General features: G+C 65.2%; 17 protein-coding genes. 8 read left to right on the top strand and 9 right to left on the bottom strand.

Annotated elements, in window-relative coordinates; translation table 11 throughout:
- Nucleotides 1-57 precede the first annotated feature (57 nt).
- The 5 genes from MTBSS4_RS14785 to MTBSS4_RS14765 all read left to right on the top strand — a co-directional run bounded on the left by MTBSS4_RS14785 (nucleotide 58) and on the right by MTBSS4_RS14765 (nucleotide 8,216).
- Nucleotides 58-1,443: an aspartate aminotransferase family protein gene (locus tag MTBSS4_RS14785; protein WP_173984172.1), complete on the top strand. Its 1,386-nt coding sequence runs from the start codon at nucleotides 58-60 to the stop codon at nucleotides 1,441-1,443.
- Nucleotides 1,444-1,562: 119 nt separating this feature from the next.
- Nucleotides 1,563-2,801, top strand: coding sequence for a 5-aminolevulinate synthase (hemA, locus tag MTBSS4_RS14780; RefSeq protein ID WP_173984171.1), 1,239 nt, complete (start codon nucleotides 1,563-1,565; stop codon nucleotides 2,799-2,801).
- 369 nt (nucleotides 2,802-3,170) lie between these two features.
- Nucleotides 3,171-5,117 (top strand): PrkA family serine protein kinase, encoded by a 1,947-nt coding sequence (locus MTBSS4_RS14775; protein ID WP_173984170.1) that lies wholly within the window; start codon nucleotides 3,171-3,173, stop codon nucleotides 5,115-5,117.
- Between the two features lie 253 nt (nucleotides 5,118-5,370).
- Entirely contained in the window at nucleotides 5,371-6,687 is a 1,317-nt protein-coding gene (locus tag MTBSS4_RS14770; RefSeq protein WP_173984169.1) for a YeaH/YhbH family protein, read from the top strand.
- Nucleotides 6,684-8,216, top strand: a complete 1,533-nt coding sequence (locus MTBSS4_RS14765; RefSeq protein ID WP_173984168.1) for a SpoVR family protein — start codon at nucleotides 6,684-6,686, stop codon at nucleotides 8,214-8,216. The genes MTBSS4_RS14770 and MTBSS4_RS14765 overlap by 4 nt, the downstream gene beginning before the upstream one ends.
- 3 nt (nucleotides 8,217-8,219) lie before the next feature.
- On the opposite strand, the gene MTBSS4_RS14760 is transcribed toward MTBSS4_RS14765, so the two are convergent.
- The 3 genes from MTBSS4_RS14760 to MTBSS4_RS14750 form a co-directional block, all read right to left on the bottom strand.
- On the bottom strand, nucleotides 8,220-9,173 hold the full coding sequence (locus MTBSS4_RS14760; protein WP_173984167.1) for a GGDEF domain-containing response regulator: 954 nt from the start codon (nucleotides 9,171-9,173) through the stop codon (nucleotides 8,220-8,222).
- 110 nt (nucleotides 9,174-9,283) lie between these two features.
- Nucleotides 9,284-10,195 (bottom strand): response regulator, encoded by a 912-nt coding sequence (locus tag MTBSS4_RS14755; RefSeq protein ID WP_173984166.1) that lies wholly within the window; start codon nucleotides 10,193-10,195, stop codon nucleotides 9,284-9,286.
- 190 nt (nucleotides 10,196-10,385) lie between these two features.
- The gene (locus MTBSS4_RS14750; protein WP_173984165.1) at nucleotides 10,386-12,209 is read right to left on the bottom strand and encodes a long-chain fatty acid--CoA ligase; all 1,824 of its coding nucleotides are present in this window, start codon (nucleotides 12,207-12,209) and stop codon (nucleotides 10,386-10,388) included.
- A gap of 68 nt (nucleotides 12,210-12,277) precedes the next feature.
- On the opposite strand from MTBSS4_RS14750, the gene MTBSS4_RS14745 reads away from it, so the two are divergent.
- The gene (locus MTBSS4_RS14745; RefSeq protein ID WP_173984164.1) at nucleotides 12,278-14,062 is read left to right on the top strand and encodes a M3 family oligoendopeptidase; all 1,785 of its coding nucleotides are present in this window, start codon (nucleotides 12,278-12,280) and stop codon (nucleotides 14,060-14,062) included.
- Between the two features lie 245 nt (nucleotides 14,063-14,307).
- On the opposite strand, the gene MTBSS4_RS14740 is transcribed toward MTBSS4_RS14745, so the two are convergent.
- The gene (locus tag MTBSS4_RS14740) at nucleotides 14,308-14,757 is read right to left on the bottom strand and encodes an Rrf2 family transcriptional regulator (RefSeq protein WP_173984163.1); all 450 of its coding nucleotides are present in this window, start codon (nucleotides 14,755-14,757) and stop codon (nucleotides 14,308-14,310) included.
- Between the two features lie 78 nt (nucleotides 14,758-14,835).
- The gene (locus tag MTBSS4_RS14735) at nucleotides 14,836-15,768 is read right to left on the bottom strand and encodes a histone deacetylase family protein (protein ID WP_173984318.1); all 933 of its coding nucleotides are present in this window, start codon (nucleotides 15,766-15,768) and stop codon (nucleotides 14,836-14,838) included.
- Nucleotides 15,769-15,863: 95 nt separating this feature from the next.
- Between MTBSS4_RS14735 and MTBSS4_RS14730 the strand changes: the two genes are divergently transcribed.
- On the top strand, nucleotides 15,864-16,604 hold the full coding sequence (locus tag MTBSS4_RS14730; protein WP_173984162.1) for a TlyA family RNA methyltransferase: 741 nt from the start codon (nucleotides 15,864-15,866) through the stop codon (nucleotides 16,602-16,604).
- On the opposite strand, the gene MTBSS4_RS14725 is transcribed toward MTBSS4_RS14730, so the two are convergent.
- Both MTBSS4_RS14725 and rpoH read right to left on the bottom strand, forming a co-directional pair.
- The gene (locus MTBSS4_RS14725) at nucleotides 16,598-16,852 is read right to left on the bottom strand and encodes a hypothetical protein (RefSeq protein ID WP_173984161.1); all 255 of its coding nucleotides are present in this window, start codon (nucleotides 16,850-16,852) and stop codon (nucleotides 16,598-16,600) included. The genes MTBSS4_RS14730 and MTBSS4_RS14725 overlap by 7 nt on opposite strands.
- 243 nt (nucleotides 16,853-17,095) lie before the next feature.
- Nucleotides 17,096-18,001: an RNA polymerase sigma factor RpoH gene (gene rpoH / locus MTBSS4_RS14720; protein WP_173984160.1), complete on the bottom strand. Its 906-nt coding sequence runs from the start codon at nucleotides 17,999-18,001 to the stop codon at nucleotides 17,096-17,098.
- Between the two features lie 322 nt (nucleotides 18,002-18,323).
- Between rpoH and MTBSS4_RS14715 the strand changes: the two genes are divergently transcribed.
- Complete coding sequence (locus tag MTBSS4_RS14715) at nucleotides 18,324-19,907, top strand: lysine--tRNA ligase (protein ID WP_173984159.1); 1,584 nt, start codon at nucleotides 18,324-18,326, stop codon at nucleotides 19,905-19,907.
- Between the two features lie 24 nt (nucleotides 19,908-19,931).
- Here the strand turns inward: MTBSS4_RS14715 and cysC are convergent, their stop codons facing one another.
- Together cysC and cysD are read right to left on the bottom strand one after the other, a co-directional pair.
- Nucleotides 19,932-21,815, bottom strand: coding sequence for an adenylyl-sulfate kinase (gene cysC / locus MTBSS4_RS14710; RefSeq protein WP_173984158.1), 1,884 nt, complete (start codon nucleotides 21,813-21,815; stop codon nucleotides 19,932-19,934).
- A 16-nt stretch (nucleotides 21,816-21,831) separates the two neighbouring features.
- Entirely contained in the window at nucleotides 21,832-22,632 is an 801-nt protein-coding gene (gene cysD / locus MTBSS4_RS14705; RefSeq protein ID WP_173984317.1) for a sulfate adenylyltransferase subunit CysD, read from the bottom strand.
- Nucleotides 22,633-22,652: the final 20 nt, after the last annotated feature.

Raw genomic sequence — 22,652 nt, 5'->3', positions numbered from 1 at the left:
TGCCGTCCCCTCCCCGGTCCGGTCTATGCTGCGGACCATCCAACACCGGGAGGCCCCATGGACCCGCGCACCAGCAACCGCACCACCGCCGAGCGCGACGTCGAATCCGTCCTGCACCCCTACACCAACCTGATCCGCCACCGCGAGACCGGGCCGATGGTCATCACCCGCGGACAGGGAGTGCGGGTGTTCGACGAGCAGGGCCGCGATTACATCGAGGGGCTGGCCGGACTGTGGTGCACCTCGCTCGGCTGGGGCGAGGAACGGCTGGTGGAGGCGGCGGCGGCCCAGATGCGCAAGCTGCCGTTCTATCACCTGTTCAGCCACAAGAGCCACGATCCGGCGGTGGAGTTGTGCGACCGGCTGCTGGCCATGGCGCCGGCACCGATGTCGAAGGTGTTCCTGGCGGGATCGGGATCGGAGGCGAACGACACCGCCATCAAGCTGATCCACTACCGCGCCAACGCCCTGGGCCAGCCGGCCAAGAAGAAGATCATCGCCCGCGACAAGGCCTATCACGGCGTCACCATCGCCACCGCCTCGCTGACCGGCCTGCCCAACAACCAGCGGTCGTTCGACGTGCCGATTCCCGGCACCCTCAAGGCCGGCTGCCCCCATCACTACCGCTTCGGCCGGCCGGACGAGAGCGAGGCCGACTTCGCCACCCGCATGGCCGAGGATCTGGAAGCGCTCATCCTGGCCGAGGGCCCCGACACCGTCGCCGCCTTCTTCGCCGAGCCGGTGATGGGAGCCGGCGGCGTCATCGTGCCGCCCGCCACCTATTTCCCCAAGATCCAGGCGGTGCTGGACCGCCACGACATCCTGCTGGTCGCCGACGAGGTCATCTGCGGCTTCGGCCGCACCGGCAAGATGTTCGGCACCGAGACCTTCGCCATCCGCCCCGACATGATGACCCTGGCCAAGGGATTGTCGTCGGGCTACGCCCCCATCTCGGCCCTGATGGTCAACGAGCGGGTCTTTGGTCCGGTGGCCGAGGAATCGGGGCGCATCGGCGTATTCGGCCATGGCTATACCTATGGCGGCCATCCGGTCTCGGCGGCGGTGGCGGTCGAGACCCTGAAAATCTATGCCGAACGCGACATCCTGGCCCAGGTCGCCACGGTCGGACCGGCTCTGCAACGGGGGCTGGAGGCGTTCCGCGACCACCCGCTGGTGGGCGAGAAGCGGGGCGTCGGGCTGATCGGCGCCCTGGAACTGGTCGACGACAAGGCCAGCCGCCGGCCGTTCGACGCGACGCGGGGCGTCGGCCCGGCGGTGGTGGCCCGGGCGCAGGCCAACGGCGTCATCCTGCGGGCCATGGGCGACACCATCGCCTTCTCTCCGCCCTTGGTCATCTCGGAAGACGAAATCGCAGAGATGCTGCGGCGCTTCGGCCGCGCCCTTGACGAAGCTCATGGAGCCTTGATCCGGGAATCGATATGACGGACAGGCAAGGACAAGTACCGCCGACATTACGGCATGTACACTTGCAAGCCGCCTTTTCGATCCTCTAGGATCGCCGAGGCTCGCGCGGCCAACGCCGGCGCGAAGGGAGGAGTGGCATGGATTACGAGCATTATTTCGCCAAGCGGATCGCCGAGCTGAAGAGCGAAGGCCGCTACCGGGTCTTCGCCGATCTTGAACGCCAGCGCGGCCGCTTTCCCATCGCCACCAATTACCGCGACGGCAAGACCTACGAGGTCGTGGTGTGGTGCTCCAACGACTATCTCGGCATGGGCCAGCATCCCGACGTCGTCAAGGCCGCCCACGAGGCGCTGGAACGCTGCGGCGCCGGCGCCGGCGGCACCCGCAACATCTCGGGCACCAACCACTATCACGTCCTGCTGGAGGAGGAGCTGGCCTCCTTCAACGGCAAGGAAGCGGCGCTGCTGTTCACCTCGGGCTACGTCGCCAACCAGACCGCCCTGTCCACCCTGGGCGCCTCCATTCCCGGCTGCGTCATGTTCTCGGACGAGCTGAACCACAATTCCATGATCGAGGGCATCCGCCATGGCCGCTCGGCCAAGCATGTCTTCCGCCACAACGACCCCGAGAACCTGGACCAGCTGCTGTCGGCCTACCCCAAGGAGACGCCCAAGCTGGTCGCCTTCGAATCGGTCTATTCCATGGATGGCGACATCGCGCCGCTGGCCGAGTTGTGCGACGTGGCCGAGGCCCACAACGCCATGACCTACCTGGACGAGGTCCATGCCGTCGGCATGTACGGCGCCGAGGGATCGGGCGTGGCCGAACGCGACGGCGTGCGCGACCGCATCACCATCATCCAGGGCACCCTGGCCAAGGCGGTGGGCGTGGTCGGCGGCTATATCGCCGCCAGCGATTCCTGCGTCGATTACGTGCGCAGCTTCGGCCCCGGCTTCATCTTCTCGTCGTCGATGCCGCCGGCGGTGGCCGCCGCCGCCCTGGCCTCGATCCGCTTCCTGCGCGCCAATCCGTCGTTGCGCGACCGCCACCAGGAACGCGCCGCCACCTGCAAGCGCCGCCTGACCGAGATGGGTATCCCGGTGATGCCGTCGGTCAGCCACATCGTGCCGGTGATGGTGGGCAACGCCGCCTTGTGCAAGCAGGCCAGCGACCTGCTGCTGAAGGAGCACAACATCTACGTCCAGCCCATCAACTACCCCACCGTGCCGGTGGGGACCGAGCGGCTGCGCATCACCCCGACGCCGCTGCACGACGACGCCATGATGGATCATCTGGTCAACGCATTCAGCACGGTGTGGGAACAACTGGACCTGCACAAGATTCCGCATCCCAAGCCCTCCCGGGCGGCGGAATAGCGATCCCGCCGCCCGTCGCCGGCAAGATCGCGCGGCCCAAGGCCATCCCCGGACCATCCGGGGGTGGCCTTTCCGTTTTCCCAAAGGCTTTGTTAAGGACCGCGCCCTTAGACTGGCAGTGAACGGAGGCTGGCGAGAAGGATGACGCCATGTGGTCTTCGGCATCCCTTGAGGGCTTCTCGAACCGCCACGGCGGTTCCGTCAACGCAGCCTTGCCGCGGACGCATCGCGTCGCGTGGAAATCTTCGGGCCTCCCCCCTGTATTTCATCTGATCAATCCAAACATGAATGATGGGACCCGCCCGTTCGCGGCCGGCTCTTCGGCGCGACGGAACGTCGCTGGACAGACTCTAAGGATGGAGAGACGCCATGGCTGCCTCCGATGACATCTTCTCCCATTACGCGCGGGCCTACGAAGGCCGCAAGGAAGTCGAGCTTTCGTTGCAGGATTATCTGGAGGGCTGCCGTCATGATCCCATGATGTACGCATCGGCCGCCGAACGGATGATCGCCGCCATCGGCCAGCCCGAGGTGATCGACACCGCCAAGGACGCCCGCCTGTCGCGCGTCTTCATGAACCGAACCATCAAGATCTATCCGGCCTTCTCCGAGTTCTACGGCATGGAGGAGACCATCGAGCGCATCGTCGGCTATTTCCGCCACGCCGCCCAGGGGCTGGAGGAAAGAAAGCAGATCCTCTATCTGCTGGGGCCGGTGGGCGGCGGCAAGTCGTCGCTGGCCGAGAAGCTGAAGGCGCTGATGGAGGTTCACCCCATCTATGTGCTGAAGGCCGGCAAGGAGGTCAGCCCGCTGTTCGAAAGCCCGCTGGGCCTGTTCGACCCCGAGACCATGGGAACGGTGCTGGAAGAGCGCTACGGCGTTCCGCGCCGCCGCGTCACCGGACTGATGAGCCCATGGGCGGTCAAGCGCCTGGACGAGTTCGGCGGCGACATCTCCAAGTTCAAGGTGGTGAAGGTCTTCCCGTCGCGCCTCAAGCAGATCGCGGTCTCCAAGGCCGAACCCGGCGACGAGAACAACCAGGACATCTCCACCCTGGTGGGCAAGGTCGATATCCGCCGGCTGGAAATGTTCAGCCAGAACGACCCCGACGCCTATTCCTATTCCGGCGGCCTCAACCGCTGCACTCAAGGCCTGCTCGAATTCGTCGAGATGTTCAAGGCCCCCATCAAGATGCTGCATCCGCTGCTGACAGCCACCCAGGAAAGCAATTACATCGGCTCGGAAAACATCGGCGCCATGCCGTTCCTCGGCACCGTGCTGGCCCATTCCAACGAGGCCGAGTGGCAGACCTTCAAGAACAACCGCAACAACGAGGCCTTCATCGACCGCATCTGCGTCATCAAGGTGCCCTATTGCCTGAGGGTCACCGAGGAGCAGAAGATCTATGACAAGCTGATCGACAATTCCGAACTGGAAAGCGCGCCTTGCGCGCCGGGCACGTTGGAGATGCTGTCGCGCTTCGCGGTGCTGTCGCGCCTGCGCGAGCACGAGAACTCCAATCTCCATTCCAAGATGCGGGTCTATGACGGCGAGAACGTCAAGGAGACCGACCCCAAGGCCAAGCCCATGCAGGAATACAAGGACGCCGCCGGCGTCGACGAGGGCATGGACGGCATCTCGACCCGCTTCGCCTTCAAGGTGCTGTCGTCCACCTACAATTACGACACCCACGAGGTCTCGGCCGATCCGGTCCACCTGATGTACGTGCTGGAGCAATCCATCCGGCGCGAGCAGTTCCCCGAGGACACCGAGAAGAAGTATCTGGAGTTCATCAAGGGCGAACTGGCGCCGCGCTATGCCGAGTTCATCGGCAACGAGATCCAGAAGGCCTATCTGGAAAGCTATCACGATTACGGCCAGAACCTGTTCGACCGCTATGTGGATTACGCCGACGCCTGGATCGAGGACCAGGACTTCAAGGACCCCGACACCGGCCAGTTGCTCAACCGCGACCTGCTGAACCAGGAGCTCTCCAAGATCGAGAAGCCGGCCGGCATCGCCAATCCCAAGGACTTCCGCAACGAGGTGGTCAAGTTCGCCCTGCGCTCGCGCGCCGCCAACGGCGGCAAGTCGCCGTCCTGGACCTCGTACGAGAAGATCAGGGAAGTCATCGAGCGGCGCATGTTCAGCCAGGTGGAGGAATTGCTGCCGGTGATCAGTTTCGGGTCCAAGAAGGATTCCGACAGCGAGAAGAAGCATTCGGAATTCGTCGAGCGGATGATGAGCCGCGGCTATACCGAACGTCAGGTCAGACGCCTGGTGGAATGGTACATGCGGGTCAAGCAGGCGGGGTGAGGATTGCGCGACGGCCCTCGTCCTTCGAGACGCTGCGCTCCTCAGGATGAGGGCCGATGACAAGGTCTGCGGGTTGGCCTCATCCTGAGGAGCCGCGACAGCGGCGCCTCGAAGGACGAGGCGCCCGGCGACTGAGGGACCGAAGAATGGAGTTCGCGAAGCGAACGACTGGGCCGTTGAGGCCCCGCGAGCGCGTGCGAGCGAAAGCCCAGGGGCGCGGAGGCACCCCGCCCGGCGACTGAGGGACAAGACCATGAACGTCATCGACCGGCGTCTCAATCCCAAGGGCAAAAGCCTCGCCAACCGGCAGAGGTTCCTGCGCCGCGCCCGCGCCCAGATCGTCAAGGCGGTGCGCGAGGCCTCGGGCAACCGCTCCATCCAGGACATCGCCAACGGCGAGAAGATTTCCATTCCCGCCGACGGGCTGCGCGAACCAACCTTCCGCCGCGCCGCCCACGGCGGCATCCGCGACTACGTGGTCCCCGGCAACCGGGATTTCGTCGAGGGCGACCGCATCGACAAGCCCGAGCAGCAAGGCGGCGGCGACGGCGGCTCCGAAGGCAGCCCCGATGGCGAGGGGCAGGACGATTTCGCCTTCGTGCTGTCGCGCGAGGAGTTCCTGGATATCTTCCTCGACGACCTGGAACTGCCCGACCTGGTCAAGAAGAAGATGAAGCAGACCGAGTCCACCACCCCGGTGCGGGCGGGCTATTCGGTCACCGGCTCGCCCGCCAACATCAACATCGTGCGCACCATGCGCAATTCCCTGTCCCGGCGCATCGCGCTGCGCCGACCCAAGCCGGCGGAACTGGCCGAGCTTGAGGCCGAGATCATGCGGCTGGAGGAATCGGGCGAGGACCCGGAACGGCTGTCGGCGCTGCGGGTGGAATTCGACCGGCTGGTGTCGAAAAGCAAGCGGGTGCCCTATATCGATCCGTTCGACGTGCGCTATTCCCGCTTCGAACATGTGCCCAAGCCCATCACCCAGGCGGTGATGTTCTGCCTGATGGACGTGTCCGGCTCGATGACCGAGCACATGAAGGATCTGGCCAAGCGCTTCTTCATGCTGCTGTTCCTGTTCCTGTCGCGCCGCTACCAGCATGTCGACGTGGTATTCATCCGCCACACCCACGAAGCCCAGGAAGTGGACGAGGAGACCTTCTTCTATTCCACCGAGACCGGCGGCACCGTGGTGTCGACCGCCTTCGTCGAGATGCAGCGGGTGATCCATGAGCGCTATCCGGTCGGCGACTGGAACATCTATTGCGCCCAGGCGTCGGACGGCGACAACACCTCGACCGACAATCCGAAGACCGTCGGCCTGCTGGAGGACGTGATCCTGCCGGCCTGCCAGTATTTCGCCTATATCGAGGTCGGGGCCGAGTACAAGGACTGGCTGGGCCGCGAATCCGACCTGTGGCGCACCTACAAGCAGATCCTCAAGCCCGGCGGCCACCTCGCCATGCGCCGCGTCCGGGTGCGCAGCCAGATCTTCCCGGTGTTCCGGGAGCTGTTCTCGAAGGAACGCAACGACAGCACCACCTGGGCGGCGGGAGGAGAGGCGCCATGACCGGAATCCCCCTGTTCACCGGCGCCGATTGGGATTTCGACAAGGTGCGCCGCGTCTACGACGCAGTCGAGGACATCGCGGTGAACGAGATGGGGCTGACCACCTACCCCAACCAGATCGAGGTCATCACCGCCGAGCAGATGCTGGACGCCTATTCCTCCATCGGCATGCCGCTGATGTACAAGCACTGGTCGTTCGGCAAGCATTTCGCCCAGGATGAGACGCTCTACCGCAAGGGCATGCGCGGGCTGGCCTACGAGATCGTCATCAATTCCAGTCCCTGCATCAGCTACATCATGGAGGAGAACTCCATGGCCATGCAGACGCTGGTGATCGCCCACGCCGCCTTCGGCCACAACCACTTCTTCAAGAACAACGGCCTGTTCCGCCAGTGGACCGACGCCAGGGGCATTCTCGACTACATGGAATTCGCCAAGGGCTATGTCGGGCGCTGCGAGGAACGCTACGGCCATCAGGCGGTGGAACGGGTGCTGGACGCCGCCCACGCCCTGATGAGCCACGGCGTCCACAAATATCCGCGCAAGCGCACCCCCGATCTGGCCGACGAGGAACGCCGCGCCGCCGAACGGCTGGCCTATCAGGAACAGATGTACAACGACCTGTGGCGGACGGTCCCCAAGCCGGCGGCGACCAAGCGCGGATCGGAGGAACTGGCCGAACGCAAGCGCCGCCTGGGCCTGCCCGAGGAGAATCTGCTCTACTTCCTGGAAAAGATGGCGCCCAAGCTGGCGCCATGGCAGCGGGAACTGATCCGCATCGTCCGCAAGATTTCCCAGTACTTCTATCCCCAGAAGCAGACCAAGATGATGAACGAGGGCTGCGCCACCTTCACCCATTACACCATCGTCAACCGCCTGCACGAGATGGGGCTGCTGACCGACGGCGCCATGCTGGAAATCCTGCATTCCCACACATCGGTGGTGTTCCAGCCCGATTTCGACGACCGCCGCTATTCCGGCCTCAACCCCTACGCGCTCGGCTTCAACATGATGAGCGACATCCGCCGCATCTGCGAATCCCCCACCGACGAGGACAGGGCGTGGTTCCCCGATTTCGCCGGCAACAGCGATCCCTACGGCACCCTGCGCCAAGCCTGGGAGGACTACCGCGACGAAAGCTTCGTGCTGCAATACCTGTCGCCGGCCCTGATCCGCAAGATGCGGCTGTTCAAGATTCACGACGTCAGCGACGACCCCGACATGGAGGTGACCGCCATCCACAACGAGCGCGGCTACCGCGAGGTCAGGAAGGCCCTGTCGCGCAGCTACGATATCGCCCGGCTGGAACCCGACATCCAGATCGTCGACGTCGATCTGGCCGGAGACCGCCGGCTGATCGTCCATCACATGGTGGAAAGCGGAATGCAGCTGGACGAGGCCGAGGCCATCCGCGTGCTGCGCCACATCGCCAATCTATGGGGGTACGAGGTCCGGCTGATCGAGATCGAGTCGGGAAGCGAGACCGTTCTCAAGACCTACGACGACATCGCGCCGACCACGGTGATGTGAGGGTCACACGAAACTGAAGCCGTCGCCGCCGTCGCGCTTGATCGTGTACATAGCCGCGTCGGCCTGGCGCAGCAATTCAGCGGTCGAGGTGCTGTCGTCGGGAAAGACCGAGACGCCGATGCTGCACGTCACCACGTCGGCCAGACCGGTCTCGACCATCGCCTTGTCGGCCACCGCCTTGCGCATGGTGTCGCATATCCGGGCCAGGCCGGCCTTGTCGCGGATATTCTTCAAGATGGCGATGAATTCGTCGCCGCCGATCCTGGCGACGGTATCGCTGGCCCGCAGGCTGGCGACCATGGCATTGGCCGAGGACTGGATCAGCCGGTCGCCGGCCTCGTGTCCCAGGGTGTCGTTGACGGCCTTCAGCTTGTCGAGATCGATGACCATCACGGCGAACTTCTCGCCGTGGCGCGACGAGAAGCGGTGAACCTCCTCCAGCCGGTCGAACAGCAGATGGCGGTTGGCCAGCCCGGTCAGCGGGTCGTAAAGGGCGCGCTGGCGCAGCCGCAATTCCTTGTACTTGCGGTAGATGGCGTACTGAATGGCCTGATGCAGCTCGTTCTCGCTGTACTTGCCCTTGATGACGTAGTCGTCGGCGCCATGGCGAAGGGCCTCCAGGACGAATTCCCGGTCGTCGAAGGCGCTGACCACGATCACCGGCGTGGTGACATGGCCGAAATCCACCCGCGCCAGGATATCCTTGGCGTCGCCGCCCTTGACCAGATAATCCAGCAGGCAGATTTCGAACTCCCGGCTGTTCAGCATGTCGATGGCGCTCTGACAATCGACGGCGCGTTCCAGGACCAGCTTGTCGCCATATATTAGATTAAGGACATGCTCACAATATGTAAAGTGAACAAGATCATCCTCAACCACCAGAACCCGGAAGGGGGATTTCGAGCAGACCTCTTCCGGATCCTGGCAAGCTGTCGAATTTGTTCGTTCGATCAACATGGCGGCCCCCTCCCCACCCAGATTCCGGGCGAGTTTTAACATAGCAATATTATGGATATTTGGCTATGCGGCCGAGGGAACGCCATGCGCGACTAAAGCACTATCGTGACCTAGCGGGACGTATAGGTTCCCGAAATCTTGCGCCCGGTCATGGACAACCCCTCCACGTCCGAGAAGGTGACGTTGGCGGGAGAGTTCTTCAGCTTGCGGATATCGGCCAGATAGCCGTCGATAAGGTCGGTGGTGTGGCCCAGGGTCTTGCTGACCCGGGACGACAGTTCCTCGGTGACGGAATCCAGCTTGATCAGGCTGCGGAAGGTGGTCTCGCCGGTGGCGGTGCTTTCGCGGAAGCTGACCATCAGGGCGTTGCACTCCCACTCGATGGTGGCGGCAAGCCGCTTGATGCGTTCGACGGCGATGGTCGCCAGCATCTCGCTCATCTGCTTGTAATATCGATCGTGGGGAATACCCTGCCCCCGGGCCCGCATGGGATTGGGAACATTGAACTGGGTGGCGGAGGTGACGCCGGGCCGTGGCGCCGCGCGCCGGTCGGGGCCGATATAGTCGTGGGTGACCACGAAGGGCTTGCGCCGCTCCACCAGCACTCGCAACCGGTTCATGAGCTGGTCGGGGGCAAAGGGAATCAGCAGCAGGTCGTCGGGGCCGGCATCCATGGCGGCGCGGACCTTGGGTTCTTCCCGCGAGGCCAGCAGCATGACCGAGACGATGAAGGGGTCCTTGCCCAGCTTGCCCGAACGCATCTCGCGCAGGATATAGCTGGAATCGTTGGCCTCGATCTCCTGATTGATGATCAGGATGTCGTGATCGCTCTCCTCGCAGGCCTTGTGCGCGGCCAGAAAGGTATTGGCCTCGACGATGGTGCGGATGCCGACATTGTTCAGCGCCAGCCGGATGCCCTGGCGCAGCAGGCCGCTTGGTTCGCAGACCAGGGCCCGGACCTTGGACAGGTCGACATTGGCCTGGGCCGGAGCACTGGGAAATTTTGGGGCGAGTTCAGCCATTCTCTTCCACAAACCATGACTGGGCTCGCCACGTTCCCGAAGGGGAGATCGCCGTATCAAGCCCTCGGGCGGAATTTAGGCCATACACGTTCTAAAAAGCAATACGAAGGTTGGTATCTGCACAGGAAAGATGGGGATTTTCCAAGCCATTCACAGGACGTTCAAGAGTTGTTTACTAAAGGGATGGGCGCTAGTTATCAGGGCGCGATTTCCTGTCTTCGTACAACCCCTCAAGTGTTTCACCGAATTTCTCGCGTATCTTGTGGCGTCGTATCTTGAGAGTGGGCGTCAACATGGAGTTATCGACGCTAAACGCCTCATCCGACAGGACAAACCGGCGGATTCGCTCGACGGGAGACAGTTGGGCGTTGACCCGGTCGACCGCCCGGCCGATTTCGGCCCGGAAGCCGGGATCGCCGATCAGTCCGGCCAGGCCGGCTCCGGCGCGGCCATTGGCCGCCGCCCAGCCCTCGCTCCATTCGGCGTCGGGCACGATCAGCGCCACCAGATGGGGGCGACGGTCGCCATGGACCATGGCCTGGGCGATTTCCGGCTGAAGGGTCAGGAAGCTTTCCACCCGCTGCGGCGCCACGTTGTCGCCACCGGAATTGACGATGATGTCCTTCTTGCGGTCGGTGATGCGGATATGGCCGTCGGGATCGATCACCCCGATATCCCCGGTATGCAGCCAGCCCTCGGCGTCGATGGCCTTGGCGGTGGTCTCGGCGTCGCGCCAGTAGCCCTGCATGACCAGTTCGCCCCGGACCAGAATCTCGCCGTCCCCGGCGATCGTCACCTCGACTCCCTCCAGGGCGGGGCCGACGGTCTCGATGCGGACGCCGCCGGGGCGGTTGCAGCTGATCACCGGCGCGGATTCGGTCTGGCCATAGCCTTGCAGGATGCGCAGGCCAAGCGCGGTGAAGAAGGTCCCCACCTCCGGCGACAGCGGCGCGCCGCCCGACACGAAGGCCTTGAGGCGGCCGCCGAAACGCTCTCTCACCTTGTCGCGTACCAGGCGGTCCAGGACCAGGTCGGCCAGCCAGTCCAGCGGCCCCAGCCGGCCGGTCTCGATCCGCCTGGCGCCGAGATCGAGGGCGGCCATGAACAGCCGGCGGCGCAATCCGCCGGTCTTGGCCAGTCCCTTGAGAATACGGGTGCGCATGCTCTCGTACAGCCGGGGCACCGCCGTCATGATGGTGGGGCGGACCTCGGCCATGTTGGCGGCCAGCATCTCGATGCTTTCGGCATAGCGGATCTGGGCGGCGATCGAGATGGGGAAATGAAGGCCGGCGGTGTGCTCGTAGGCATGGGACAGCGGCAGGAACGACAGGAACACCTCGTCGCCGAGGCCCAATTCCTCCAGCACCTTCATGGCGCCCCGGCAATTGTGCAAGATGGCGCCGTGCGACAGCATGACGCCCTTGGGCACGCCGCCGGTCCCCGAGGTGTAGATCAGGCAGGCGGTGGAGCGGCGGCCCAGGTCGGCGACGACGGTGCGGATGTCGGTCTCCCCCGCGGCCTCGCGTCCCATGGTGACGACGGCGCCCCATGAATGCAGGTCGATGCCGGTGGATTGCGACAAGGGCGGCGGCTCGATGGCGATCACCGCCGGCTGGTTGTCGGCCCGGCTGGCGGCGGCCAGCACCCGCTCGGCCAGTTGCCGGGTCGAGACGACGACCAGCCGGGCGCCGGAATTGTTCAGGATGTGCAGATGATCGGCCACCGTGTTGGTGGTATAGGCGGGAACGGAGATGCCGCCGGCCGCCATGATCGCCAGATCGGCGACGGCCCATTCCGGCCGGTTCTCGGCGACCAGCGCCACCCGGTCGCCGGGCTCCAGTCCCAGCCCCCGCAGCCCGGCGGCCAGGGCAAGGACCTCGTCGGCCGCCTCCCGCCAGGACTGGGCATGCCACTGGCCGGCCCGCTTGGCCCACAGGAACGGTCTGTCGCCCATGCGGGCGGCCTGCTCCAGGAACATGCCCGGCAGGCTGGTGCAGTCGCGAATGTCAAGCATGCCCGAAACTCCCTGGTCCGACAGTCGAGTCATACCTATATTCCCGTCTGGCACAAGGAGTCAGCGCAATGAATCATCAGCCCGCGTCCGATCTCGGACACCTTCCGGAATGGGACCTGTCGGACCTTTATCCCTCGCCGGATTCGCCCGAGCTGGAAGACGACCTGACGGCGGCGGCCGAAGCGGCCATCGCTTTCGGCCGGGCCTATGCCGGCAAGCTGGCCGCCCTGTCCGGGCGGGATTTCGGCCGCGCCATCGCCGAATACGAAAGCATCAGCGAGACCATCTACCGGGCCATGTCCTATGCCCAGCTGCTCTATTCCGCCGATGTCTCCGATCCCGAACGGGGCCGCTTCTACCAGGGCATGCAGGAACGGGTGACCGAGATTTCCACCCACACCCTGTTCTTCACCCTGGAGATCAACCGCCTCGACGACGATCTGCTGACCGGGCTGCTGGCGGCGCCCGAGGCGGCGCGCTATGCCTCGTGGATCAGGGATATCCGCATGTTCCGGCCGCACCAGCTGTCCGACGAGCTGGAAAAGATGCTGCACGAACGCCATGTGGTCGGCGCCGCCGCCTGGAACCGGCTGTTCGACGAGACCATGGCGCGCCTGCGCTTTCCGGTGAACGGCGAGATTCTGACCTCGGCCGAGGCGCTGAACCTGCTGTCCGACATCGATTCTGCCAAGCGCAAGGCGGCCGCCAAGTCTCTGGGGGCGGTGCTGGGCGACAACGCGCCGCTGTTCGCCCTGATCACCAACACCCTGGTCAAGGAAAAGGAGATCGACGACAAGTGGCGCCACTATCTTCGGCCGCAATCCTACCGCAACCTGTCCAATCAGGTGGAGGATCATGTGGTCGACGCCCTGGTGGCGGCGGTTCAGGACTGCTTCGCCCCGCTGTCCCACCGCTATTACGCCCTGAAGGCCCGATGGTTCGGCGTCGACCAGCTTGACTACTGGGACCGCAACGCGCCGCTGCCCGACGACGACGACCGCCGCTACAGCTGGGACCAGGCCAGGGACACCGTGCTGGGGGCCTATGCCGCGTTCTCGCCCGAAATGGCCGAGATCGGGCGGCGCTTCTTCGACAACCGCTGGATCGACGCGCCGGTGCGGCCGGGAAAGTCGCCGGGCGCCTTCGCCCATCCGACGGTGCCGGCGGCCCACCCCTATCTGCTGGTCAACTACCTGGGCAAGACCCGCGACGTCATGACCCTGGCCCACGAACTGGGGCACGGCGTGCACCAGGTCCTGGCCGGCGGCCAGGGCGCCCTGATGGCCGACACGCCGCTGACCCTGGCGGAGACCGCCTCGGTGTTCGGCGAGATGCTGACCTTCCGCGCCATGCTGGAGCGCGAGACCACGCCGGCGCGCCGCAGGATCATGCTGGCCTCCAAGGTTGAGGACATGATCAACACCCTGGTGCGCCAGGTCGCCTTCTACCAGTTCGAATCCCTGGTCCACGAGGGCCGGCGGCAAGGCGAACTGTCGCCCGAGGCGATCGGCGCCCTGTGGATGCAGGTGCAGCGCGACAGCCTGGGGCCGGCGCTGCGCTTCCACGACGAATACCGCCACTTCTGGACCTATATCCCCCACTTCGTCCATTCGCCGTTCTACGTCTACGCCTACGCCTTCGGCGATTGCCTGGTGAACTCGCTCTATTCCGTCCACGCCAAGGGCGGCGTGCCGGATTTCCCCGCCAAGTATCTCGACATGCTGCGGGCCGGGGGCACGCTGCGGCATCGGGAATTGCTGGCCCCGTTCGGCCTCGACGCCGGCAACCCCGATTTCTGGCGCCGCGGCCTGGAGGTGGTGATCGGCTTCATCGACGAACTGGAATCCATGTGACGGTCCGGTCGTCGCATGTCTTCAAGTCGCGGCATATCTAATATGCCCCGGATGTGATATGCTGCCGCCATGGAACGACAGCCTCGTCCTTCGCGCGGGCGCCATCCCGCTCCCCGTCCGGTTCGGGCCGATCCCCCCGAGGATTGCCCGGTCAAGGACCGCTGTCGTCGCGCCCGCGCCGCGCTGTGCCGCGATTGCGGCGCGTCCCGTCCCCCGCGCAAGGCCGGCGGGTCAGACCGGCCCCGTCAGATGTCGTAGTTCAGCACCGTCTCGGACGTCGCGGTCCGGTTGATCATGTCAGCCAGGCTGGTGTTATCGAGAATGGCGGCCAGGGCGTCGCGCACGTCCTGCATCACGGCGCGCAGGGCGCAGGCCTCCTCGTCCTGGCAATCCTCGCAACGTCGGTAGGCGCTGCGCGAGACACAGGGAATCGGGGCAAGCGGACCATCGAGAATCCGGATGATCTCGCCGGCGGTGATCCGCGACGACGGGCGGGCGAGAACATAGCCGCCGCCCTTACCCTTCTTGGACGACAGCAATCCGTGATTCTTGAGCTCCAGCAAGATGGCGTCGAGAAATTTCTTGGGAATCCGCTCGCTATCGGCCACGTCGGCAATCAGCGACGGCCCCCGCCCCTCATGGCGCGACAGATAGATCATGGCCTTCAGGCCGTATTTCGCCTTGCTGGAAAGCATCACCCTACCCATTCAATAGGGTGGTAGAAAACCCGATCTCTCCCGGATGGTCAAGGCCGCCGCCGGAACGAGGGGCGGTCACATCCCCATCAAGGCCCGGACATGCTCGCGGGTGCTGGCGGCCAGGGCGCGGAGGTCGTAGCCGCCCTCCAGCACCGAGACCACCCGGTTGCCGGCAAAATCCCCGGCCACGTCCAGCAATTGCCGGGTCGCCCAGCCGAAATCCGCCGTGGTCAGCCGCAGATGGGCCAGGGGGTCGGCGGCATGGGCGTCGAATCCGGCCGAGATGATCAGGAAATCCGGCTGGAAACTCCGCAGCCTGGGAATCAGGACATCGCCGAAGGCGGCGCGGTAATCGGTGGAATTGGTGCCGGCCGGCAGCGGGATGTTGACCATCACCCCCTTGCCGCCGGTCTCCTCGGGAAAGCCGGTATTGGGGTAGGCGTGTTCCTGATGGGTGGAGGCGTAGAACATGCCGTCCTCATCCCACAGGATATGCTGGGTGCCGTTGCCGTGGTGGACATCGAAATCCACGATCGCCACCCGCTTGAAGCCATGAACGTCGCGGGCGTGCAGCGCCCCCACCGCGGCGTTGTTGAAGAAGCAGAAGCCCATGGCGGTCTCGCGCTCGGCATGATGGCCCGGCGGGCGCACGGCGCAAAAGCAGTTGCGGACCTGCCGGGTGGCCACCGCGTCCACCGCCGCCACCACCGCGCCGGCGGCGCGAAGCGCGGCCTCGCCGGAATGGCGCGACAAGACGGTGTCGGGGTCCAGGTGATGATGCCCGTCGCTGGTGGGGACCGATTCCAGGACGTGATCTATATGACTGAGGGGGTGGGCCCGCATCAGCTGTTCCATGGTGGCGTGCGGCGCCTCGTCGCGCAGCAGCATCATGAACTCCTCGCTCTCCAAGGCGGCCAGAACCGCCTTGATGCGATCGGAACATTCGGGATGATAATCACCCGTGTCGTGCTGAAGGCAGACCGGATGCGTGAACAGCAATGTGGTCATCGAGGCTTCGGACGTCCCGCTCATTTAGAATTTTGTTTATTGTCGTGGAACCCTGGCGCAATTTCCATCCCTGATTTTGCATGAGGCTATTTCGCATGACGGTCAAGACACGGATAGATCAGCTTATGGTTGATCGCGGATTGGTGGAAAGCCGATCCCGCGCCCAGGCCCTGATCATGGCCGGGCTGGTGTTCTCGGGCGAGCGGCGCATCGACAAGCCGGGAACCGCCGTGGCCGGAGATTGCGCCCTGGACCTGAGGGGGCAGGACCATCCCTGGGTGTCGCGGGGAGGGCTGAAACTGGCCAAGGCGCTGGAGGCCTTCGCCATCGACCCCGCCGGGCGGGTCGCCGTCGACGTGGGCGCCTCCACCGGCGGCTTCACCGACGTGCTGCTTTGCCACGGAGCCGCCCGGGTCTATGCCGTCGACGTGGGGCACGGCCAACTGGCCTGGAAACTGCGCAACGACCCCCGCGTGGTGGTTCTGGAACGCACCAACGCCCGCCATCTGACCGCCGAACTGATTCCCGAGGCGGTCGACATGGTGGTCTGCGACGCCAGCTTCATCGGGCTGGAGACGGTGCTGCCCGCCGCCATGGCGCTGGCCCGGCCGGGAGCATGGCTGGTGGCGCTGATCAAGCCGCAATTCGAGGTGGGCAAGGGCCGCGTCGGCAAGGGGGGCGTGGTCCGCGACCCCGACCTGCACGCCGAGGTATGCGGGCGCATCCACGAATGGCTGGCCTCCAGGCCCGGCTGGAACGTGGCCGGCCTGACCGAGAGTCCGATCCTGGGGCCGGAGGGCAACAAGGAATTCCTGATCGTGGGACGGCTTCAGTGAGCATGGACCCGGCGGAACTCGGCTAGTCCACGGTCCCAGTCCTGGAGGCGGTCGGGATGGCGGCGGCTGGCCCCTCGGACCTCTTCCACCAGGATGGCCTCCACCAGGGTGCAGCCCCCCTCGCAGTCCAGGGCGGTTTCGGCCCATTCGGCGACGACGATCAGGGGCAGGTGCTCGTGACAGGCGACGGCGTCCAGTTGCTCTCGCGTCAGTCCACTGAAGGCGATGCAGTCTTCCAGGCTCAACATGGCCGGCCTCCCTTTGCAATGCATGCCCATTCTACCACACCCCCCTCCGTCGCCGCCGTGCCGGTCCGGCGGAGCGGGGTTGCGAAATGGGCGGGCGCGCCCCGATCAAGGACGCGCCCGCGAAGGCAGGCTATTTGGCGGTGATGGCGAGGCGGCGGCAAGGCGCGCTTCGCCGGTCGATGCCGCGCATCGGCCAAGGAGCGGAACGCCGCCGATGCCCACCCCATGGAAATCCGCCGCCGGCTAACCGGCGGCGGGAATCAGCGAACGCCCGGCGCCGCTCACGGCCGGGGCGAATCCGCCCTGGACCACGTCCCTGACCTTCTCGAAGGCCTTGACCTCGATCTGGCGGATACGCTCGCGCGAGACGCCGTAGCGAGCCCCCAGATCCTCCAGGGTCACCGGGTTGTCGCGCAGGCGGCGCTCGACGAAGATTTCGCGTTCGCGCTCGCTCAGTACGTCCAGCGCCCGGGCGATCAGCTTGCGGCCCTTGCCCAGTTCCTCGCGGCGGGCATAGGAAACCTCCTGATTGTCGGCCTGATCGGGCATCAGATCCTGAATCTCGGTGCCGCCCTCGCCGACGGGGGTGTTGAGCGACGCATCGCGCCCCCCCATGCGTCGGTTCATGGAAACAACGTCGCTTTCGGCCACGCCCAGTTCGCGGGCGATGGTGGCGACGTGTTCCGGCGCCAGATCGCCGGACTCCAGCAGCCTCAGGCGCGACTTGATGCGGCGCAGGTTGAAGAACAGCTTCTTCTGGGCGGCCAGGGTGCCGATCTTGACCATGGACCACGAACCGAGGACGAATTCGTTCAGCGAGGCCTTGATCCACCACATGGCATAGGTGGCGAGACGGAATCCCTTGTCCGGATCGAATTTCTTGACCGCCCGCATAAGGCCGATATTGCCCTCGGAGATCAGGTCGGCCACCGGCAGCCCGTAATGGCGATAACCGATGGCGATCTTGGCGACCAGGCGCAGATGGCTGGTGACCAGACGGTGGGCCGCCTCGGTATCCTGGTAATCGATCCAGCGGCGGGCCAGCATGAACTCCTCGTCCATGTCGAGGAGCGGAAACGCCCGGATATCCGTGAGATATTTCGCGAGACCGTCGTCGGACGCGACGACGGGAAGAGATGCTGCCGACATGATCCGTTCTCCCCAGTTTGACGACATCTCCCACCGGCCGGAATGGCGGGCGGGTTGCTGCGGCTATGGAAAACGGCTAGTCGAGGCCCTGAATCGTATCGAACATCGTCATATCCTCCACCGAGCAACATGACCGGAGACCCGCCCGCGGGCAGCGTCCCGATTGGATGGCGGCCGGCCCCATCCGGGCACCGACCATGCTTAATTATGGGACGGCGCCCCCGAAAAATCAAGAAATCGAGCATATTTCAAGGCGATGTTGACGCCCCCGCCCCGGCGGGACTAGCTTCCCGGTTCCATTCGTGAACCGAAAGCATCCGCCATGTCCGATCTTGCCGCCCTCGCCCGCTCCGCCGCCGCCTGGCCGTTCCAGGAGGCCCGCGCCCTGCTGGACGACCGGCTGAAGGGAAAAACCCCGGACAAGGGCTATGTGCTGTTCGAGACCGGCTACGGCCCGTCGGGCCTGCCCCATATCGGCACCTTCGGCGAGGTGGCGCGCACCACCATGGTGCGCCGCGCTTTCTCCATCCTGGCGCCCGAGATTCCCACCCGTCTGTTCGCCTTTTCCGACGACATGGACGGGCTGAGGAAGGTGCCCGACAACATCCCCAACCAGGACATGGTGCGCCAGCATCTGGGCAAGCCGCTGACCCGGATTCCCGATCCCTTCGGCACCCACGAGAGCTTCGGCCACCACAACAACGCCCGGCTGCGCTCGTTCCTGGACACCTTCGGCTTCGAGTACGAGTTCCAGTCGGCCACCGACTGGTACACCTCCGGCCGCTTCGATCAGGCCTTGCTCGGCGTGCTGCGCCACTATGACGAGGTCATCAACGTGGTGCTGCCCACCCTGGGCGACGAGCGCCGCGCCACCTATTCGCCGTTCCTGCCGGTCTGCCCCAGGACCGGCGTGGTCCTCCAGGTGCCGGTGGTGGAGCGCAACGCCGATGCCGGCACCATCGTCTACCGGACCGAGGACGGCAGGCTGGTGGAGACCCCGGTCACCGGCGGCGCCTGCAAGCTGCAATGGAAGGCCGATTGGGGCATGCGCTGGGTGGCGCTGGGCGTCGATTACGAGATGAGCGGCAAGGACCTGATTCCCTCGGTCCAGCTCTCGACCCGCATCGCCGCCATCCTGGGCGGCCGGCCGCCCATGAACCTCACCTACGAACTGTTCCTGGACGATCAGGGCCAGAAGATCTCCAAGTCCAAGGGCAACGGCCTCGCCGTCGAGGACTGGCTGAAATACGCCCCCCAGGAATCGCTGGCCCTGTTCATGTACCAGAAGCCCAAGACGGCCAAGCGGCTTTATTTCGACGCCATTCCCCGGGTGGTTGACGACTACCTGGCCTTCCTCGGCAAGTTCCCCGCCGAGGACGCCGCCAAGCGGCTGGACAACCCCGTCTGGCACATCCACGGCGGCAAGCCGCCGGCCGAGGATGCCCATCTGTCGTTCAACATCTTGATGAATCTGGTCAGCGTCTGCCATTCCGAAGACCCGGCCGTGCTGTGGGGCTTCATCAAGCGCTACGCGCCGGGGGCCGCGCCCGAGACCGCGCCGATCCTGAACGGGCTGGTGGGCTACGCCATCGCCTATTACCGCGATTTCGTGAAGCCCAACAAGAGCTACCGCAAGGCCACTCCCGACGAGGCCGCCGCCTTCGCCGACCTCAAGGCCGGCCTTGAGACGCTGGGCGGCGACGCCTCGGCCGAGGATATCCAGAATCTGGTCTACGAGATCGGCAAGCGCCCGTGCTTCGCCGATCTCAAGGCGTGGTTCAAGGCCTGCTACGAGGTGCTGCTGGGCAACGACCAGGGCCCCCGCATGGGCAGCTTCATCAAGCTGTACGGCATCGGCGAGACCATCGCCTTGCTGGACAAGGCCATCTCCGGCGAGGCGATGTAGTCGCGCCGCCCCGCCGGAGATCGCTCAGAACCCCCAGCTTTCGGTCTGCTCGCGCGCCGTCAGCGAGAAATTGGCCTCCATGTAGCGGATTAGGGCGGCGACGCATTCGTCGATGCTCTTTCCCGTGGTCTCCAGCACCATTTCCGGGGAATCCGGCGCCTCGTAGGGGGCCGAGATGCCGGTGAATTCCGGAATCTGGCCGGCGCGGGCCTTCTTGTAGAGCCCCTTGGGGTCGCGGCGCTCGCACTCGTCCAGATCGGTGTTGACGAACACCTCGTGGAAGGCGTCGGGGCCGATGGTGCGCACCCGGTCGCGGTCGGCGCGATAGGGCGAGATGAAGGCGGTCACCACCAGCATGCCGGCCTTGGCGAACAGGTGCGCCACCTCGCCGACCCGGCGGATGTTCTCGGCGCGGTCGTCGGGGCTGAAGCCTAAGTCCGAGCACAGGCCGTGGCGGACATTGTCGCCGTCCAGCACGGTGACCTGCCAGCCCTTGAGGAACAATTGCCGTTCCACCTCCATGGAGATGGTGGACTTGCCCGAACCCGACAGGCCGGTCAGCCACACCACGCCGCCGCGATGGCCGTTGGCCAGCGCGCGGGTCTCGCCATCCACCTTGTGCTCGACGGCGGTGATGTTGGTGGATTTGTGGGCCTGCTGGACGCCGCCGGCCTCGGCGATGACGCCGCCGCCGACGATGTCGTAGCCCTCGACCACCACGAAGCGGCCCAGGCGCGGATTGTCCAGGAAGGAATCGTGGGCGATGGGCGTCTTGCCACGGAACACCACCTCGGCGACGGCGTTGCGGCCGACTTCGGCGCCCTGGTGGTTGGCGAGGTCCTCGACGTCGATCACCCGCTCGATGGCAATGACCTCGACGGCGTGCTCGGCGGTGGCCAGCTTCAGCTTGTAGCGCGAGCCGACCTTGAGCGGCTGGCGGCCCAGCCAGAACAGCCGCGCCTTCAAGGTGTGGGACTGGGACGGCGCCCGCTCGGCCAGGCTGGCGACCTGACCGCGCTCGACGAAAATCTGCTCGTCGAGCGTGATGCCCACCGACTGGCCGGCGCCGGCCGCCACCGCCGCCACCTGATTGACGCCCCAGGATTCGATGGTGGCGATACGGGCCGACTTGCCGGTGGGGGCGAACACCAGGGTGTCGCCGACCCTGAGCCGGCCGGATTCGATGCGCCCGGCGATGATGCGGCGCTGGTCGAACTTGTAGACGTCCTGCACCGGAAAGCGCAGCGGCAGGTCGGAATCGGGCCGCGCCTGCTCGAACAGATCCAGGGCGCCCAGCACGCTGGGTCCCTGGTACCAAGGCGTTTCGGGCGAGGCGGACGAGATGTTGACGCCCGAGCGCGCCGCCACCGGAATGACGAAGGTGGGCTCGACCCCGATGGAATTGAGATAGGCGACGATCTCGGCCTTGACCTCGTCGAAGCGGGCCTGACCGAAATCGACCAGATCCATCTTGTTGACCGCGACAGCGATCTGGCGCAACCCCAGCAGGTGCAGCAGGTAGCCGTGGCGGCGCGACTGCTCCTGCACGCCCTCGTCGGCGTCGATCACCAGCACGGCGGCCTCGGCCGAGGCGGCGCCGGTGATCATGTTCTTCAGGAATTCCTTGTGGCCGGGCGCGTCGATGATGACATAGGGGCGCGCCTCGGTGCGGAAGCGGATCTGGGCGGTATCGATGGTGATGCCCTGGTCACGCTCGGCCTGGAGCGCGTCCATGACGAAGGCCCATTCGAACGGCATGCCGCGCTTCTCGCAGACGTCCTTCAGGTATTCGACCTTGCCGTCGGGCAGGGCGCCGGTCTCGTTGAGGATGCGGCCGACCAGGGTGGACTTGCCGTGGTCCACATGGCCGACGACGACGATCTTCATGGGGGAGATGTTGGTGGTCATATCTCGTCGTCCTCTCTTACATATATCCGCCGGCGCGCAGACGCTCGAAAGCGTCCTCGGATTCCTTGTCCTGGGCGCGGCCCGAGCGTTCGGAAATCCTGGTGGTCGCCAGTTCCTCGATGATCTCGGCCACGGTGGAGGCGTTGGATTCCACCGAGCCGGTGCAGGGCGCGCAGCCCAGCGAGCGGTAACGCCGCCCGTTCTTGGCGAAGTACAGATCAACCACCGGAATCTCTTCCCGCTCGATGTAGCGCCACACGTCCAGCTCGCTCCACGCCAGCAGCGGATGGATGCGCAGATGGGTGCCGGGGGCGAAATCGGTCTTGAACTGGTCCCAGAATTCGGGGGGCTGGTCCTTGAAGTCCCACTCGGCCGCCTCGGTGCGCGGGCTGAACACCCGTTCCTTGGCCCGGGTGCCTTCCTCGTCGCGACGGATACCGGCGATGACGCCGGTATAGCCGTGCTGGGCCAGCACCTGCTTCAGCCCCTCGGTCTTGAGGGCGGAACAGCATTCGACCCGCCCCTGATGCGGCCCCATGCCACCGTCCAGCGCCGCCCGGTTCTCGCCGACGATCATCGGCAGCTTCCATTCCCGGGCGACCCGGTCGCGGAACTCGATCATCTCGGGGATCTTGTGCCTGGTGTCCACATGGACCACCGGAAAGGGGACATGGCCGAAGAAGGCCTTGCGCGCCAGCCACAGCATCACGTTGGAATCCTTGCCGATCGACCACAGCATGGCGATCTTGTCGAGGCGGTTGAAGGCCTCGCGCAGGATGTAGATGGACTGGGCCTCCAGGGCGTCAAGGTCGTTCATGCTCATGGTGGTGCTGTCTC

This window comes from Magnetospirillum sp. SS-4 (genome assembly GCF_902729425.1).
In the GTDB taxonomy this organism is placed as follows: Bacteria; Pseudomonadota; Alphaproteobacteria; order Rhodospirillales; family Magnetospirillaceae; genus Phaeospirillum.
Note: the sequence above shows the minus strand (reverse complement) of the source record. Positions and strands in the feature narration are given on the sequence as shown.